Annotated in this window: 16 protein-coding genes and 1 pseudogene; 10 read left to right on the forward strand and 7 right to left on the reverse strand. The window is 68.4% G+C overall.

Annotated features, from left to right (window positions below):
* Nucleotides 1-108 precede the first annotated feature (108 nt).
* The 3 genes from C8D87_RS19960 to C8D87_RS19970 are packed head-to-tail and all read left to right on the forward strand — an operon-like array spanning nt 109 to nt 2,698.
* Nucleotides 109-804, forward strand: a complete 696-nt coding sequence (locus C8D87_RS19960) for an MBL fold metallo-hydrolase (RefSeq protein WP_109637945.1) — start codon at nt 109-111, stop codon at nt 802-804.
* Nucleotides 801-2,057 (forward strand): histidine--tRNA ligase, encoded by a 1,257-nt coding sequence (hisS, locus tag C8D87_RS19965; RefSeq protein ID WP_109637346.1) that lies wholly within the window; start codon nt 801-803, stop codon nt 2,055-2,057. Before C8D87_RS19960 ends, hisS begins: the two co-directional genes overlap by 4 nt.
* Nucleotides 2,054-2,698 carry a hypothetical protein gene (locus C8D87_RS19970; RefSeq protein WP_112227889.1) on the forward strand — a complete coding sequence of 215 codons (645 nt, stop codon included), beginning with the start codon at nt 2,054-2,056 and terminating at the stop codon, nt 2,696-2,698. The genes hisS and C8D87_RS19970 overlap by 4 nt, the downstream gene beginning before the upstream one ends.
* 6 nt (nt 2,699-2,704) lie before the next feature.
* Here C8D87_RS19970 and C8D87_RS19975 read toward each other — a convergent pair whose 3' ends face one another.
* Nucleotides 2,705-3,541: a spermidine synthase gene (locus C8D87_RS19975; RefSeq protein WP_109637352.1), complete on the reverse strand. Its 837-nt coding sequence runs from the start codon at nt 3,539-3,541 to the stop codon at nt 2,705-2,707.
* A gap of 45 nt (nt 3,542-3,586) precedes the next feature.
* Between C8D87_RS19975 and C8D87_RS19980 the strand changes: the two genes are divergently transcribed.
* The gene (locus tag C8D87_RS19980) at nt 3,587-3,940 is read left to right on the forward strand and encodes a DUF1304 domain-containing protein (protein ID WP_109637354.1); all 354 of its coding nucleotides are present in this window, start codon (nt 3,587-3,589) and stop codon (nt 3,938-3,940) included.
* Here the strand turns inward: C8D87_RS19980 and C8D87_RS19985 are convergent.
* The 3 genes from C8D87_RS19985 to pnuC are packed head-to-tail and all read right to left on the reverse strand — an operon-like array spanning nt 3,861 to nt 6,839.
* The gene (locus C8D87_RS19985) at nt 3,861-5,243 is read right to left on the reverse strand and encodes a YibE/F family protein (protein WP_325049689.1); all 1,383 of its coding nucleotides are present in this window, start codon (nt 5,241-5,243) and stop codon (nt 3,861-3,863) included. The two genes, C8D87_RS19980 and C8D87_RS19985, sit on opposite strands and share 80 nt — an antisense overlap.
* Entirely contained in the window at nt 5,221-6,282 is a 1,062-nt protein-coding gene (locus C8D87_RS19990) for an AAA family ATPase (RefSeq protein WP_112227890.1), read from the reverse strand. Before C8D87_RS19990 ends, C8D87_RS19985 begins: the two co-directional genes overlap by 23 nt.
* Nucleotides 6,279-6,839: a nicotinamide riboside transporter PnuC gene (pnuC, locus tag C8D87_RS19995; RefSeq protein ID WP_233442210.1), complete on the reverse strand. Its 561-nt coding sequence runs from the start codon at nt 6,837-6,839 to the stop codon at nt 6,279-6,281. The genes C8D87_RS19990 and pnuC overlap by 4 nt, the downstream gene beginning before the upstream one ends.
* 45 nt (nt 6,840-6,884) lie before the next feature.
* Between pnuC and C8D87_RS20000 the strand changes: the two genes are divergently transcribed.
* Entirely contained in the window at nt 6,885-8,861 is a 1,977-nt protein-coding gene (locus tag C8D87_RS20000; protein WP_112227892.1) for an intein-containing Rv2578c family radical SAM protein, read from the forward strand.
* On the opposite strand, the gene C8D87_RS20005 is transcribed toward C8D87_RS20000, so the two are convergent.
* Genes C8D87_RS20005 through C8D87_RS20015 form a run of 3 tightly spaced genes read right to left on the reverse strand, consistent with a single transcriptional unit; the run spans nt 8,848 to nt 10,534 of the window.
* A complete protein-coding gene (locus C8D87_RS20005) occupies nt 8,848-9,375 on the reverse strand; it encodes a DUF4865 family protein (RefSeq protein ID WP_112227893.1) in 528 nt (175 codons plus the stop codon). The genes C8D87_RS20000 and C8D87_RS20005 overlap by 14 nt on opposite strands.
* Before the next feature lie 13 nt (nt 9,376-9,388).
* Nucleotides 9,389-9,739 carry a nuclear transport factor 2 family protein gene (locus tag C8D87_RS20010; RefSeq protein ID WP_233439592.1) on the reverse strand — a complete coding sequence of 117 codons (351 nt, stop codon included), beginning with the start codon at nt 9,737-9,739 and terminating at the stop codon, nt 9,389-9,391.
* A 57-nt stretch (nt 9,740-9,796) separates the two neighbouring features.
* A complete protein-coding gene (locus C8D87_RS20015; protein ID WP_112227894.1) occupies nt 9,797-10,534 on the reverse strand; it encodes a putative protein N(5)-glutamine methyltransferase in 738 nt (245 codons plus the stop codon).
* 284 nt (nt 10,535-10,818) lie between these two features.
* Between C8D87_RS20015 and C8D87_RS20020 the strand changes: the two genes are divergently transcribed.
* The 5 genes and pseudogenes from C8D87_RS20020 to C8D87_RS20040 all read left to right on the forward strand — a co-directional run bounded on the left by C8D87_RS20020 (nt 10,819) and on the right by C8D87_RS20040 (nt 16,255).
* The gene (locus C8D87_RS20020) at nt 10,819-11,346 is read left to right on the forward strand and encodes a TetR/AcrR family transcriptional regulator (protein ID WP_109637947.1); all 528 of its coding nucleotides are present in this window, start codon (nt 10,819-10,821) and stop codon (nt 11,344-11,346) included.
* On the forward strand, nt 11,343-12,077 hold the full coding sequence (locus tag C8D87_RS20025) for a TIGR03084 family metal-binding protein (protein ID WP_112227895.1): 735 nt from the start codon (nt 11,343-11,345) through the stop codon (nt 12,075-12,077). The genes C8D87_RS20020 and C8D87_RS20025 overlap by 4 nt, the downstream gene beginning before the upstream one ends.
* Nucleotides 12,078-12,124: 47 nt before the next feature.
* A pseudogene (locus C8D87_RS20030) lies at nt 12,125-13,596 on the forward strand (acyclic terpene utilization AtuA family protein).
* Complete coding sequence (locus C8D87_RS20035; RefSeq protein WP_112227896.1) at nt 13,593-14,705, forward strand: acyl-CoA dehydrogenase family protein; 1,113 nt, start codon at nt 13,593-13,595, stop codon at nt 14,703-14,705. Before C8D87_RS20030 ends, C8D87_RS20035 begins: the two are co-directional and overlap by 4 nt.
* Nucleotides 14,705-16,255, forward strand: a complete 1,551-nt coding sequence (locus C8D87_RS20040; protein WP_112227897.1) for an acyl-CoA carboxylase subunit beta — start codon at nt 14,705-14,707, stop codon at nt 16,253-16,255. Before C8D87_RS20035 ends, C8D87_RS20040 begins: the two co-directional genes overlap by 1 nt.

Below are 16,255 nucleotides of genomic sequence, written 5' to 3' on the forward strand. Positions count from 1 at the left end.
CCTCCCCAGGGACTCATGCGAATAGGGCGGACGGCTGGGGAGTCTAGGGCCTGCGCATATGACCTTTGTGTAGTGGTTAGGCTGATGGTCTACGAGGAGGTCATTTCTGTGCTCGTGATCGGGTTCCCCACTGGTGCTCTCCAGGCGAACTGCTTCGTCCTGGCGGCCGGTGAGGGCGAGCCCTGCGTGATCATCGATCCCGGTCAGGACGCGGTCGAGCCGATCGAGCAGGCCCTGCGCAAGCACCGGCTCGCGCCCGTCGCCGTGCTGCTCACGCACGGGCACTTCGACCACACGTTCTCCGTCACCCCGGTCTGCGACGGCAACGACATCCCCGCGTACATCCACCCGGACGACGTCGAGATGCTCGCCGACCCGCTCAAGGGCATCAGCCGCGAGTCGGCCGCCTTCTTCGGGGGCAACCTCGAGATGCGCGAGCCGGGCGAGGTGCGCGAGCTGAAGGACGGCACCGACCTCGACCTCGCGGGCCTCAAGATCACCGTCGACCACACGCCGGGCCATACCGGCGGGTCGGTGATGTTCCGCTCCGGCGTGCAGGAAGGGGGTCGCCTGGTGATCTCGGGTGACACGCTCTTCGCCGGTTCCATCGGACGCACCGACCTGCCAGGTGGTGACCACTCGCGCATGCTGTCGTCTCTGCAGAACAAGGTGCTGACCTTGCCCGACGACACGGTGGTGCTGCCTGGCCACGGCCCGACGACGACCATAGGCCGCGAGCGTGCGACGAACCCTTATCTCCTGCAGCTGCAGGACGCTCCGGCCGCACCGCACCGAGGACTCTGAGAAACGTGTTTTCCGCTCCCAAAGGCGTTCCCGACTACATCCCGCCGACGTCCGCGGCGTTCGTGCACGTTCGGTCAACGCTGACCCGTGCCGCCGAGCTCGCGGGCTACGGCTACATCGAGCTGCCGGTGTTCGAGGACACGGCGCTGTTCTCGCGCGGTGTCGGCGAGTCGACCGACGTCGTGACGAAGGAGATGTACAGCTTCCTCGACCGCGGCGACCGGTCCATCACGCTGCGCCCCGAGGGCACCGCGGGCGTGATGCGGGCCGTGATCGAGCACAGCCTCGACCGCGGCCAGCTGCCGGTGAAGCTCTACTACGCGGGCCAGTTCTTCCGTGCCGAGGCTCCGCAGGCCGGCCGGTACCGGCAGTTCCACCAGGTCGGCATCGAGGCGATCGGTGTCGACGACCCCGCGCTCGACGCCGAGGTCATCGCCGTCGGTGACGCCGGGTTCCGCGCGCTGGGCCTCACCGGCTACCGGCTGGAGCTCACGTCGCTGGGCGACGCGAACTGCCGCCCCGCGTACCGCGAGCTGCTGCAGGCGTTCCTCGCGAAGCTGCCGCTGGACGACGCGACCCGTCAGCGCGCCCAGCTGAACCCGCTGCGCGTGCTCGACGACAAGCGGCCCGAGGTGCGCGCTCTCGTCGCCGACGCACCGCTGATGGTGGATCACCTGTGCGACGAGTGCCGGGCGCACTACGAGCTCGTCAAGGGGTACCTGACGGAGCTGGGCGTGAAGTTCGTCGAGAACCCGCGCATGGTCCGCGGGCTCGACTACTACACGAAGACGACGTTCGAGTTCGTCCACGACGGCCTGGGCGCGCAGTCGGGCATCGGCGGCGGTGGCCGCTACGACGGCCTGATGGCGCAGCTCGGCGGCCAGGAGCTGTCCGGCGTCGGGTTCGGCCTGGGCGTCGACCGGGCGCTGCTGGCCGCGCAGGCCGAGGGCGTGCTGCCGGAGTTCAGCCGCGTCGACGTGATCGGCGTGCCGCTGGGCGAGGCCGCGCGGGCCCGGCTGGTGGCGATCGCGGGCGAGCTGCGCGCGGCCGGTGTGCGGACGGACCTCGTGTACGGCGGCAAGTCGATGAAGGCGGGCTTCAAGGTCGCCGACAGGTCCGGCGCGAAGCTCGCCCTCGTGCTCGGCGAGCGCGACCTGGAGGCCGGCAGCATCGGCGTGAAGACGCTCGCGACGGGCGAGCAGGTGACCGTGTCGTTGACCGACGTGGTCGAGGCGGTGCGGAAGGCGCTGTGAGCCCAGAAGACAAGAGCACGGGCGACAAGCTCTCACTCGACCTGCTGGACAAGGTGACGGTCCGCAAGCGGGCGCGCATGGTGGCGATCGGTGGCCTGATGGTCGCTCTCGCCTTCGGCGCGATCGTGGGGTTCATCGGCGGTCGCTGGGCCGGCATCATCGCCGCGCTGATCGTGGTGCTGCCGGTCGTGCTGCTGGCGATGTCAGAGGCTCGCCGCACGGTGTGGCTGGAGGGCACGCGCGTCGACGTGCGTGCCTTCGGCACGCGGACCGTGGACCTGGCCACCGCGGACTCGCTGGACCTGCTGGTCACCGACCTGCGCGGTGCCAGGACCGTCGGCCTGTTCGTTCGTGGCAACAAGAAGGCGATCAACATCGCGCTGTCGATGTACTCGGGTGTCGGTGGCCGTGAGCTGGGCATCTACCAGCTGCGTCGGCTCGCGGACGCGCTGGCTGCCCGTGGTGACACGCCGGGGCTCGTGTTCTCGGAGCTGCTCGTGGCCCAGCTGCGGGCCGAGGCGCGCGGGCTGGCCGCCCCTGAGCGTCCGCTGTACCGGCTGGGCTCGCTGGCGCCTACCGGCCGGATGGCGCAGAAGCTCCATCCGGACGCGGTCTCGAAGTTCGTGACCTCGCTGGACTGAGCTGGTCTAGGTGCCCCAGAGGCCGGAGGGCGGCGCGGGGGAGAGGATCGCGGTCTCGTCGGTGGTGACCGGCGCGCCACCGATGAACTTCGTCAGCCCCGTGCCGTGCTCGACCCGGCCTGGGAACGGATCTCCGGCCGTGGCCCGCGTCAGCTGCTGCATCGGCAGACCGGTGTGCGACGCGAGGATCACGAAGTTGCCGAACCTGCGTCCCCGGAACACACCCGGCTCGGCGAGCACGCAGACGTGTTCGAACACCGCGCGCACGGTCGCGCACTGGGCGCGGGCGAACTGCAGGCCGTTGCCGTCGCCGATGTTCGCCGCGTAGATCCCGTCCTCGACGAGCGCCGCGGACGCCTGCCGCACGTACTCGACCGAGGTCAGGTGCGCGGGCGTGCGGGCGCCGGCGAAGCAGTCGCTCACGATCAGGTCGAACGAGCCGGGGCGCGCCTTCACGAGCACGGCCCGCGCGTCACCGGTGGTGATCTTCACCCGCGGGGGCGGCGGGAGCTCGCGGCGGACGAACGCGATCAGCCCCGCGTCGATCTCGGCCACCTGCTGAGACGCACGGGGCAGCAGGTTCGCCACGTAGCGCGCTAGCGTGAGAGCGCCACCGCCGAGGTGGAGAACACGCGAGGGTGCGGTGAGATCGACGATGTGACCCAGCCTGCGGACGTACTCGAACTCGAGATAGGTCGGGTCGTCCAGGTCCACATGCGACTGTGGGGTTCCGTTGACCCGCAACGTCCACGAGTTGCGTCCACCCAGATCGGGGACCAGCTCTGCAACACCTGAGTCGATCGACTCGGTGATCGCCTCTGTGTCGGGCCGCTGTCTTCCCACTGCTCTATTGTCTCATCGGGCGTGTCAGTCCAGAGGAGGACCTAAGTGCAGGTTATCGCCAACATCTTGCTCGCCCTCGTGGCGTTGATTCACCTCTACATCGTGGTGCTGGAGATGTTCCTCTGGACGACTCCGCGCGGGCAGAAGGCGTTCAACCTCACGCCGGAGTTCGCCGAGCAGACCAAGACTCTCGCCGCGAACCAGGGCCTCTACAACGGCTTCCTCGCCGCCGGTCTGATCTACGCCCTGGTCCGTCAGGACTTCGGCGCTTCGGTGCTCTTCTCGGTGTTCGTGATCGTCGCCGGCGTCTACGGCACGTTCACGGCGAGCCGGAAGATCTTCTTCGTGCAGGTGGTGCCTGGCGCTCTGGCGCTGCTCTTCGTGCTGCTGGCCGGGTAGCGGGTCGTTCCCACGGTCCCTTGTCGGGGTCGTAGCCGATGTAGAGGTCGCCCTCGATCCTCGAGCGCCGCGGCGGTTCGGGCTTCGCACGCTTCACGGTCTTGGTCTCGGGCTCCGGCTCGGGCTCCGGGGGTTCTGCGACGGGGGTGACCTCCTGGCGCACGGCGACGAGCGCGGCCAGTGCGGTCGTGACCGGGATCGCCGCGACCAGGCCGATGCTGCCGACCAGCGTGCGCACGATCTCCTGCGCGATCTGCTGCGCGGTCAGGATCTCGCCCATCGACCGTCCGGCCAGCGAGATCGCCAGCAGCAACGGCAGCGCGGCACCCGCATAAGCCATCACGAGGGTGTTCACCACGGAGGACATGTGGTCGCGCCCGATCCGCGACCCGGCCGCGAACAGCTCGCGCCACGTCAGCTTGTCGTTGGCGCGCCGCAGCTCCCACACCGCGCTGGTCTGCGTGACGGTGACGTCGTCGAGCACACCCAGCGCGCCGATGAGCGTGCCCGCGAGCAACAGCCCGCGCGTGTCGATGTCGGTGCCGAGCACCGTGACGAGGTTGATCGTGTCCTCGTCGAGCCCGGTCAGCGATGCCACCGCGGAGAACAGCGCGCCCAGCACGCCGATCAGCGCGAGGCTGACCAGCGTTCCCAGCACCGCCGTCGAGGTTCTGGCGGACACGCCGTGCGTCAGGTACAGCACCACGAACATGATCAGTCCGGCGCCGACCACCGCCACCATCAGCGGGTTCTCGCCCGCCAGGATCGACGGCATGATGAACAGCACCAGCACCACGAAACTCAGCAGCAACGCGCCCAGTGCCGCGAGGCCCTGCCATCGTCCGAGCAGGAGCACGGCCGCCGCGAAGAGCACCGCGAGCACGACGAGCGACCAGCCGCGCTGGAAGTCGACGATCTGGTACGACTCCGCGGCCTGCGGCTGACTGCCCGAATAGGACAGCACCACCTCGTCGCCGACCTGGAAGCGCGGTGCTCCCGGCCCGCGCACGCTCGGGATCGTGATGCTCTGCCCGTTCGCGTCGCCGTCGGTCATCCGCACGGTCACCGCGACGCACTTGTCGCCGCAGTTCTCCTGCACGCCGGTGACGACCGCAGTGACCGGCTTCTGGTGCAACCCGACGTCCGCGCCGGTCTTCTGCTCGTGCCCGAACGGGTACAGCAGCACCGCGCCGACGATCGTGGCCAGTGCCAACGGCACCAGCAGCCACATCAGCAACGTGCGCACACGCTGCGACGCCGGTTCCTGCTCCAGCGCGTGGCTATGCCCGTGACCGTGACCCACGCGTGACATCCTGCCTCATGAGGTGTTCGACGGCTGTGACGGCCTTGGCGAACCTGTCCTCGGTGAGCTTCAGCCACGGCACGCCGCGTGCGGTCAGCTCGCGTTCGAACAGACCTGTCATCCACTCCCGCAGGTGCTCGCCGTCACGCCAGCCGTCCTGTTCGAACGGAACGCCGGCGTGGTCGGTCAGCAGGTAGAGGTCCGGTGCCGTGCCGAGGAAGAGGTTTGGGCGGAAACCGAGGTAGCGCTCTCCCCAGACCGTCGCGGCGAACGCGTCGTTGTCCGCGATGACCAGCGGCGCGGTGTTGGACTGAATGCGGCGTTCCTGTTCGCGTGCCACGTCCTCGAAGTCGCCGAGGGTCCACACCAGACCGTCCACAGTGGCGTTCGGGTCGAACGCTCGTGCCGCCGCGAGCTTGTGCTCGGTGTGTTCGCGGCCGTACTCGGGGATCCAGGGTGCCCCGAAGTGGTTCGCGAGCTGTGTGGACAGTGTCGTCGTGCCGGTGCTCTCGGCGCCGACGACCACGACCTTCCACCCGAGCCCGCGCTGCGTGGCGGGTGCGAGGTGGTGCCAGTTCGCGACGGGGTCGGTCCGCACCGCCGTTCCGGAGACCGGGTGCGTGACGCGGTCGAGGTCGACGAGCACGTGCTGCGCGCCCAGCCGCCGCGCCAGCTCGTCGCCGTACTTCTCGCTGGAGAACACGACGTCGACGCCTGCCTTGCCCGGCTCGCCGTCCGCGATCGCGCGCCGGGCCAGCACCGCCTTGGTGAGCTCGGTGTGCAGGCTCCAGACCTCGTCGGAGTCGAAGTCCATCGGGTGGTCGTCGAGGTCGCCGATGATCCGCACGCCGGGGGTGGCCGCGTGGGTCTCGGTCAGCCAGCGCACCCGGTGTTCGAGGGGGATCTTCTCCGCGGAGGCCGCGAGGACCGTGACGGTCGTGCGTTCGCTGCGCGCGGCCGCCGTCTCGATCAGGTGGTGGTGCCCGTTGTGCGGTGGGTAGAACTTGCCGAGCACCAGCGCGTGGCCGAACTCCTTCATACGCGCACCACGTCCTTGGTCCAGCTGCGCAGCCCGATCACGCACAGCACCATGAACCCCACGTACAACACTGCTGTCAGATACAGCTCCTTGTACGCGTAGAGCGGCACGTAGATCACGTCCGCGGCGATCCACAGCCACCAGCACTCGACCTTCTTGCGGGCCTGCCCCCACGTCGCGAGCAGTGACAACACCGTCGTGATCGCGTCCCAGAAGGGCACGGTCGACTCGGTGAAGGTGATGAGGATCCAGTGCAGCAAAGCGGTTCCGAGCACGCCGGCGACCGCGAGCCAGATCCACTGCTGCGTCGTCGTGCGGCTGACGTGCAGCGTGCTGTGCTGCTCGCCGCCGCGCAGCCACGCCCACCAGCCGTAGAGCGCGAGCGCGATGTAGACGAGCTGCAGCCCGGAGTCCGCGTACAGCCCGGCGCCCCAGAACAGCACGAGGAACGCGATGTTGTTGGCGATCCCGATGGGCCAGTTCCACGGGTTCTGGCGGGCGACCAGCCACACGCACAGTGCGCCGGTGATGAAGCCTGCTACCTCAACGGGTGACACGTACGCTCCTTGACCGCTGTTCGAACATGTGTTCGAATCGAGGGTGTGCGATGGGACGGACAGAAACTCGAGGCAGAGCCGCAGCAGGCACTACCGGGGCTACCGGGACTGGTGCGCAGCGTACGAACTCCTGAGTTCGCGGACGTGGTGTTCCACGAGGTCCGCGCCAAATCCGTGCTCAACGGAGTACCGGGGTCGTCGCTGCCCTTCTCGTGGACGGTGAACCCGTATCGGGGCTGCTCACACGCCTGCACCTACTGCCTGGCCGGTGACACCCCGATCCTCATGGCCGACGGGCGAACCAAGCCGTTGTCGTCGTTGCGGACCGGCGACCAGATCTACGGCACCGAGCTCGTCGGCAACTACCGGCGCTACAAGCTCACGACGGTTCTCGCGCACTGGGAGACGCGCAAGACCGCCTACCGGTTGACGCTGGAGGACGGGACCTCGCTGGTCGCCTCCGGTGACCACCGCTTCCTGACCGACCGCGGCTGGAAGCACGTGACCGGCGAAACCGCCGGCACGGGCCGCCGCCCGCACCTCACGACCGGCAACAAGCTGATGGGCACGGGGGCTTTCGTCGAGCAGCCGACCGTGACCGACGACTACCGCCGCGGCTACCTGCGCGGCATGGTCGATGACGAGAACGAGTTCCGGATTCCGCTGGCCGACATAGAGGCCATGGACCGCACGCGGGAGTATCTCGACTACTTCGGTGTGCGAGAAGGGAGGGGATTTCTGCACCAAGTGCGCGAGCTCGCGCACTGGCAGATAGCCCCGAACCCGGACTGGCTCAAGGGATTCCTGGCCGGTGCCTTCGACTACCTCGGGACCTGCTCGCGCAGCATCCTGCGCATGTCGACGCGCAACGCCACCGTCGTCGAAGCGATCTCCTTGGCACTCAAGCACTTCCACTTCGACTTCGCGATCGAGGAACTGCGCCGCCGTCGTGGCGTGCGGGTCGTGCGTCTGCGCGGCGGGCTGCGGGAGAACCTGCGCTTCTTCCACACCGTCGACCCGGCGATCACGCGCAAGCGCGACATCGACGGCGTGGCGATCAAGTCGCAGCAGCCGCTCGGCGTCGTCTCCGTGGAGCCGCTTGAGGAAATGACGCTGTTCGACATCACGACGGGCACCGGTGACTTCATCGCGAACGGCGTGGTGTCGCACAACTGTTTCGCGCGCAAGACGCATTCGTACCTGGATCTCGACACCGGCCGCGACTTCGACAGCCAGCTCATCGTCAAGGTCAACGCGGGGGAGGTGCTGTCGCGTCAGCTGCGTTCCAAGCGCTGGAAGCAGGAACACGTGGCGCTCGGCACCAACACCGACCCGTACCAGCGGGCGGAGGGGCGGTACGCCTTGATGCCAGGGATCATCGAGGCCCTGACCGCCTCTCGTACCCCGTTCTCGATCCTGACGAAGGGCACGCTGCTGGCCCGCGACCTGCCGCTGCTGTCCGCGGCGGCGCAGGTCGTGCCGGTCGGGATCGCGGTGTCGCTCGCGTTGATGGACCGCGACCTGCACAAGTCGCTGGAGCCGGGAACTCCGACGCCCGCGGCTCGGCTGGACCTGGTGCGGAAGGTGCGGGAAGCCGGCTTGCCGTGCGGTGTCTTCGTGGCGCCCGTGCTGCCCGAGCTGACGGATTCCGTTGAGCAGCTCGACTTTCTGCTGGAGCAGATCGCGGACGCCGGAGCCACCGGGGTGACGGTGCTGCCGTTGCACCTGCGGCCGGGTGCTCGGGAGTGGTTCGCGGCGTGGCTTCGCCGCGAGCACCCGGATCTCGTCGAGACGTACCGGTATCTGTACGGATCTGGGTCCTATGTGGACAAGCGGTACCGCGCCCGGCTGACGGCGCGCGTCGTTCCGCTGATCGAGAAGCACGGCCTGGCGCCGCGCGGCCGTTCCACCGACGCCGTCACCGGTGTGCCCGGTGACGACGACGGCGTGTGGCCCGACGGCAGCCTGCCGTCCGGTGTGCCGGCTCAGCGGGTGGACCAGGAACAGCTCACCCTGCTGTGATTTCTTCCAGCTCAGGCTGGGAGAAGTGGAGGACTTCGTAGACACCCTCTTCCCCGGGGTGTTCCTCCCACAGTTCGAAGCGCACGACTTCCCACGTGCGCGGATCCACGCCGACGGCCGCGGAGTGCAGGCCGGGCATCTTGTCCAGCCTGATCTCCTTCACGACGTCGATCGGGTTCGCCTCCGGTGCGAGCCTCGTGATGGTGCGTGTCGCGTAGTTCGCTTTCGCGGCGTCCCCCTTGAGGAACGCGACCCCCGGCCAGTGCTGGACCACGGGCCTGCCGAAGTCCGCGAGAATCCCCTGGAAGCCGCCGCCGCGGTAGAGGAAGTTCGCCATGCCGGCCGAGGTGTTCCACACGTAGAACGGCGCGTACTGGGTACCGCGGATCAGGTACGCCTTGAAGCCGAGCCCTGCGAAGTCGTCCAGCGCATGACCCCGCGTGCGGACACGCTCGCGGATGATCCCCATGTCGTAGTTCGACGGCAGGGCGATCTCGTACTGCATAGCGATCATGCTTCTGTTGTACCTAGGCCCAGCCGCCCTGGACCATCGTCTGGAACTTCCACTCGTCGCCGACCTTCACGAGCAGGTCGCCGTAGCGCACGGTGTAGCCGTTGATCGTCCCGTCGGTGATCACGAAGACCAGGTTGTCGTTGATGAAGTGCGGCGTCCTGACCGACTCCATCTTCACTTCGCCGCCACCGCCCAGCTGCGCGCCCATCTCCTTGAGGAAGCGCTCCCGGTCCCACGACGTCGCCGAGCCGTCGGTGACCGTGTTGATCGGGAACAGCGCCATGTCGGCCATCTGCTCGACCTCGCCCTTGACCGCGAGCTCGTCCCATTTCGCGAACCACTGCATGACCTCGTCGTACGACATACCGTACATTGTACGGATCAGCGCACGGTTCGTCGAGGCGGTTTTTCTTGTTGGTGGCTACTTGGGCGGGCTGCCGACGATCGCGGTGGCGTCTTCGCTGGTCACGACCCTTGCGTTGAGGCCGGCGTCGGTGAACGCGGCCAGGGCGCCATGGGCTTGGCGGCTGCTCGTTTCGCTCATCAGGTGGCCGCCGGGCTTGAGCCAGTGCGCCGCCTGGGCCGCCACCCTGCGCAGGACGTCCAGGCCGTCCGGTCCGCCGTTGAGCGCGACTCGGGCCTCGAAGTCGCGGGCTTCGGGCGGCATGAAGCGGATGTCGTCGGTGGGCACGTACGGGACGTTCGCCACCACGACGTCGATGTGTCCTCTTATGTCTTGGGGCAGCGCGTCGAACAGGTCGCCCTCGAAGACGTTCGTGAGGTTCTTGCGTGCGCAGGCCACGGCCGCGGGGTCGATGTCGGCCGCGTAGACGGTCGCCTTCGGGAGCCTGTGTTGCAGGACCGCGCCGATCGCTCCCGATCCGCAACACAGGTCGACGACCAGCTCGGGGTTCAGGTCGGTCGCCAGGTCGACCAGCAGTTCGGTGCGGTGGCGCGGTACGAACACGCCCTTGGTGATCGTGATTCGCCGGCCGCAGAACTCGGCCCAGCCCACGACGTGTTCGAGCGGTAATCCCTCGACTCGCTGGGTGACGAGTTGTTCGAGGTGTTCTGCGGAGGCGGCGGCTTCTTCGAGCAGGGCGGCTTCTTCTTCGGCGAACACGCAGCCCGCGGCCCTGAGTCGATCGACGGTGCTCATCGTTGCTGGACGCTAGCAGTCACTCCGACGGGTGAAGTTTGTCCTGATCTGCGCCTGAGTGCGTCTGTTGGGTGTCCCGAAACCATGGTCATCTTCCTCCCCGCAGAAGGAAGGGGGGCGGGCGGCGGCTGGGCTGGGCTGGGCTGGGGCTGGGTTCGGCGAAGGGAGGTGAGGAGTGGCATTTACAAGCAGGCTTGACTGTTTGTTTGTGGCCCGGAACACTCGGGGGCGTGGAGACGAGGCAGCGTCAGGCCGACCGCACCCGCGAGACCAAGCGGAAGCTGATGGAGGCGACGGTCGAGTGCCTGGTGGAGCGCGGCTGGTCGGGCACGACGACGACCGAGGTGGCCGAGCGGGCCGGGGTGTCACGGGGTGCGCAGCTGCACCACTTCAGGACGCGCGGCGAACTGGTGGCGGCGGCCGTGGAACACGTGGGCGCGGAGAGCGTCGAGGTGCTCAAGCGGCGAGCGGCGATCACGGACAAGAGCACGCACGCCGTGGTGGAGCTGATCGCGGACTTCCACGCCAGCGACCTGTTCACGGCGGCGCTGGAGTTGTGGGTGGCGGCGCGCACGGACCCGGAGCTGCGCGAGCAGGTGCTGGAACTGCAGGCGCGGCTGGGGCGGGAGGTGTACGGCCTGGCGCTGGAGCTGCTCGACGCCGACGAGACCAAGCCGGGCGTGAAGGACGCAGTGCAGGCGACGCTGGACCTCGTGCGCGGGCTGGCGCTGGCCAACCAGCTGGCCGATGACGGCAAGCGCCGCGCGCACGTCGTGCGCTACTGGGCGAGGATGCTGGAGGAACAGCTGTGATCACGGAACTGCTGGCCGACCTGGACGCAGAGTCGCGCGAGCTCGACGATCTCGTCACCGGCGCGGAGGACTGGTCGCTGCCGACGCCCGCCGAGGGGTGGACGATCGGGCATCAGATCGGCCATCTCATGTGGACGGACAAGGCGGCGATCCTCGCCATCACCGATCCCGAGGCGTTTCAGGCGCAGCCGCTGACCGGGGACATCGTGGACCGGACCGCGGCAGAGGCGGCGGCGCTGCCGAACCTGCTGGCGTTGTGGCGGGACAGCCGGGCGGCGTTGCGGGAGCACCTCGCGCGGGCCGAGGGGAAGATCGTGTGGTTCGGGCCGCCGATGAGTCCGGCGTCGATGGCCACCGCGCGGATCATGGAGACGTGGGCGCACGGGCAGGACGTCGCGGACGCGCTCGGGGTGGTGCGGGAGCCCACCGCGCGGATTCGGCACGTGTGTCACATCGGGGTGCGGACCATCGGGTTCGCGTTTCTGCTCAACGGGCTGGCTGTGCCTGACGTGGAGGTTCGGGTCGAGCTGACCGGGCCCGGTGGGGAGAGCTGGGTCTGGGGGCCGGAGGGGGCCGCGAACCGGGTTTCCGGGCCGGCGCTGGATTTCGCGTGGCTGGTCACGCAGCGGCGGAGTCGCAAGGAGCTGGCGATCGAAGCCGTGGGCGAGGTTGCCGAGCAGTGGGTGCCGATCGCGCAAGCCTTTGCGGGGCCGCCGGGAGGTGGGCGGTGATCAGGATCGGCAACGCGTCCGGGTTCTACGGGGATCGGCTGTCCGCCATGCGCGAGCAGCTCGAAGGCGGCGAGCTCGACGTGCTGACCGGGGACTACCTCGCCGAGCTGACCATGCTGATCCTCGGCCGGGACCGGATGAAGGACTCGTCGCTGGGCTACGCGAAGACGTTCCTGCGGCAGATGGAGGACTGTCTCGGGCTGGCGCTCGACAAGGGTGTCAAGATCGTGACGAACGCGGGCGGGCTCAACCCCGAGGGGCTGGCGCGAAAGCTGGACGCCAAGGTCGGGTACGTCACCGGCGACGATCTCAGGGTGCGGTTCCCGGACGCCCTGACCGCCAACGCCTATCTGGGGGCGTGGGAGATCGCGGAGTGCCTGAACCAGGGGGCGCAGGTCGTGGTCACCGGGCGGGTCACGGACGCGAGCCTGGTGGTCGGGCCCGCCGCGGCGCACTTCGGGTGGGCGCGGGACGACTGGGATCGGCTGGCCGGGGCCACGGTCGCGGGGCACGTGCTGGAGTGCGGGACGCAGGCCACCGGCGGGAACTTCTCGTTCTTCACCGAGATCGACGCGACCCGGCCCGGGTTTCCGATCGCGGAGATCGACGAGGACGGGTCGTGTCTCATCACCAAGCACGACGGGACGGGCGGGGCGGTGACCACCGACACCGTCACGGCTCAGCTGTTGTACGAGATCGGGGCGCCGGAGTATCTGGGGCCGGACGTCACCACGCACTTCGACACCATCGAGCTCGCCCAGGAAGAGCGCGGTGTCAGGATCAGCGGAACCAGAGGCAGTCCGCCGCCGGACACGCTCAAGGTGTGCCTCAACACGTTGGGCGGGTTCAGGAACTCCACGACGTTCGTCCTCACCGGACTCGACGTCGAGGCCAAGGCCGAGCTCGTCAAGCGGCAGCTGCGCGACGCCGTCGGTGACGACGGGCTGACGTGGACGCTGGCGCGGACCGACCACGCGGACGCGGACACCGAGGAGCGGGCCAGCGCGTTGCTGCACGCCACGATCAAGACCGCCGATCCCAAGCGGGCCAAGGGGTTCAGCCGGGCGGCGATCGAGCTGGCGCTCGCCAGCTATCCCGGGTTCCACGTCACGGCGCCACCGGGTGACGGGGTGCCGTTCGGGGTGTACAAGGCGGCGTACGTGAAGCGTGACGAGGTCAGCGCCAAGGCGGTGTTGCTGTGAAGAGGCCGCTGGGAGTGATCGCCGGGGCGCGCAGCGGCGACAAGGGCGGGGACGCGAACCTCGGGATCTGGACGCGCACGCCGGAGGCCTACGAGTGGCTCAAAGGGTTTCTCACCACCGAGAAGCTCAAGGAGCTGCTGCCGGAGGCGAACGAGGTCAGCCGGTACGAGCTGCCCAACCTGAAGGCGCTCAACTTCGTGCTGCACGGGCTGCTCGGCGAGGGCGTGGCCAGCAGCACGCGGTTCGACCCGCAGGCGAAGGCGCTGGGCGAGTGGTTGCGCAGCAGGGAAGCCGAGATCCCGGAGGAGCTCCTGTGATCACGAAGGATCTGTACGAGCGGAAGGAACTGCGGCAGCTCGTCCGCGACTTCACGCGCAGGGAGATCGCGCCGCACCTCGGCCAGTGGGAACGGGACGGCGAGATCCCGCGCGAGCTGCACAAGAAGGCGGCCGAGCTCGACCTGCTGGGCATCGGGTTCGAGCACGGCGACCTGATCGACAGCGTGGTGCTCACCGAGGAGATCATCCAGAACGGAGGCTCGTCCGGGGTGATGGCGGCGCTGTTCACGCTCGGCATCGCGATCCCGCACATCTGGCAGAGCGGCAACGAGGACCTCAGGGAAAGGTTCGCGAAGCCCGCCATCAGGGGCGAGAAGATCGGCAGCCTCGCGGTCACCGAGCCCGGTGCGGGATCCGACGTCGCGAGCATCCGGACGAAAGCCGTGCGAGAAGGCGACGTCTACGTCGTCAACGGCGAGAAGACGTTCATCACCTCGGGGTGCCGGGCCGACTTCGTCACCACCGCCGTGCGGACCGGGGAGCCGGGGTACAAGGGCATCTCGCTGCTCGTGATCGAGGACGGCTTCACGCGCCGCAAGCTCGACAAGATGGGCTGGCACTGCAGCGACACCGCGGAACTGCACTTCGACGACGTCAGAGTGCCCGTGAAGAACCTGGTGGGCGAGGAGAACCAGGGATTCGCGCAGATCATGCGGCAGTTCCAGGTCGAGCGCGTGACCATGGCCGTCGAGGCGTACGCGACGGCGCAACGGGCGCTGGACCTCACGGTGGAGTGGGTCCGCAACCGCGAGACGTTCGGCAAGCCGCTCATCAAGAACCAGGTGGTGAGCCACAAGCTCGCCGGGATGGCGCAGAAGATCGACCTGACCCGGACCTACGTCAGGGAGGTCGCGGCACGCGTCAACCGCGGCGAGGACTGCGTCACCGAGGTCTGCTTCGCCAAGAACGCGGCCGTCGAGGCCTGCGGTGAAGTGGTGGACACGGCGGTGCAGCTGCACGGCGGCACGGGATACATGCGGGAGTCCGAAGTGGAGCGTCATTACCGGGATGCCCGCATCCTCGGTATCGGGGGCGGTGCGAGTGAAGTGATGACCGAGCTCGCGGCACGACGATTGGGGTTCGCCTGATGAGCAACAGGGAGGCGTTGCTCGCGAAGATCGCGGAGCTGGACGCCGAGCACGCCAAAGCACTCGCGGGCGGTGGGCCCAAGTACGTCGAGCGGCACCACGGGCGAGGCAAGCTCCTCGCCCGTGAACGGGTCGAGCTGCTCGTCGACGAGGACAGCCCGTTCCTGGAGCTGTCGCCGCTCGCCGCCTGGGGCACGGACTTCCCTGTGGGCGCCAGCGTGGTCACCGGTATCGGGCGGATCGAAGGTGTCGAGTGCGTGATCGTCGCGAACGACCCGACGGTCCGCGGTGGCGCCAGCAACCCGTACACGCTCCGCAAAAGCCTCAGGGCCAACGACATCGCGCTGCAGAACCGGTTGCCGCTGGTCAGCCTCGTCGAGTCGGGCGGAGCGGATCTGCCGACGCAGAGCGAGATCTTCATCCCCGGCGGACGGGCGTTCCGTGACCTCACCAGGCTGAGCGCGGCCGGCATCCCGACGATCACGGCGGTGTTCGGCAACGCCACGGCCGGCGGCGCGTACGTACCGGGCATGTCGGACTACGTGATCATGGTCAAGGACCGGTCGAAGGTGTTCCTCGGCGGCCCGCCGCTCGTCAAGATGGCGACCGGTGAGGACGCCGACGACGAGAGCCTGGGCGGCGCGACGATGCACGGCACCACGTCCGGCCTCGCGGACTTCGTCGCGGAGGACGAGACCGACGCGATCCGGCTGGCCCGCAGGGTCGTCGCGCGGCTCGACTGGCGCAAGCAGGGTCCGGAGCCGTACGCGGTCGAAGAGCCGCTCCACGACGCCGAAAGCATCCTCGACATCGTGTCAGAGGACCAGCGGGTGCCGTTCGACCCCAGGGACGTCATCGCGCGGCTCGTCGACGGGTCGAAGTTCGACGAGTTCAAACCGTTGTACGGCAACAGCCTCGTCACCGGCTGGGCCAGGATCCACGGCTACCCGGTCGGCATCCTCGCCAACGCGCGCGGCGTCCTGTTCAGCGAGGAGTCGCAGAAGGCCACGCAGTTCATCCAGCTCGCCAACCAGAGCGACACACCGCTCGTCTTCCTGCAGAACACCACCGGCTACATGGTCGGCGCCCAGTACGAGCAGGGCGGCATCGTCAAGCACGGCTCGATGATGATCAACGCGGTGTCCAACAGCAAGGTCCCGCACCTGACGATCACGATGGGCGCGAGCTACGGCGCGGGCAACTACGGCATGTGCGGCAGGGCGTACGACCCGCGGTTCCTGTTCACCTGGCCCAACGCCAAGTCGGCCGTGATGGGGCCCGCGCAGCTCGCCGGTGTGCTGTCGATCGTCGGACGGCAGGCCGCCGCGGCGAAGGGTCAGGAGTACAACGAGGAACACGACGCGGCCATGCGCAAGATGGTCGAGGCGCAGATCGAGGAGCAGTCGCTGGCGCCGTTCCTGTCCGGAAAGCTCTACGACGACGGCGTGATCGACCCGCGCGACACCAGGACCGTGCTCGCGATCTGCCTCTCCGCTGTCCACAGCGGACCGATCAAGGGCGCCGACGGCTTCGGCGTCTTCCGGATGTGA

Source organism: Lentzea atacamensis, from assembly GCF_003269295.1.
GTDB classification, from domain to species: Bacteria; Actinomycetota; Actinomycetes; order Mycobacteriales; family Pseudonocardiaceae; genus Lentzea; species Lentzea atacamensis.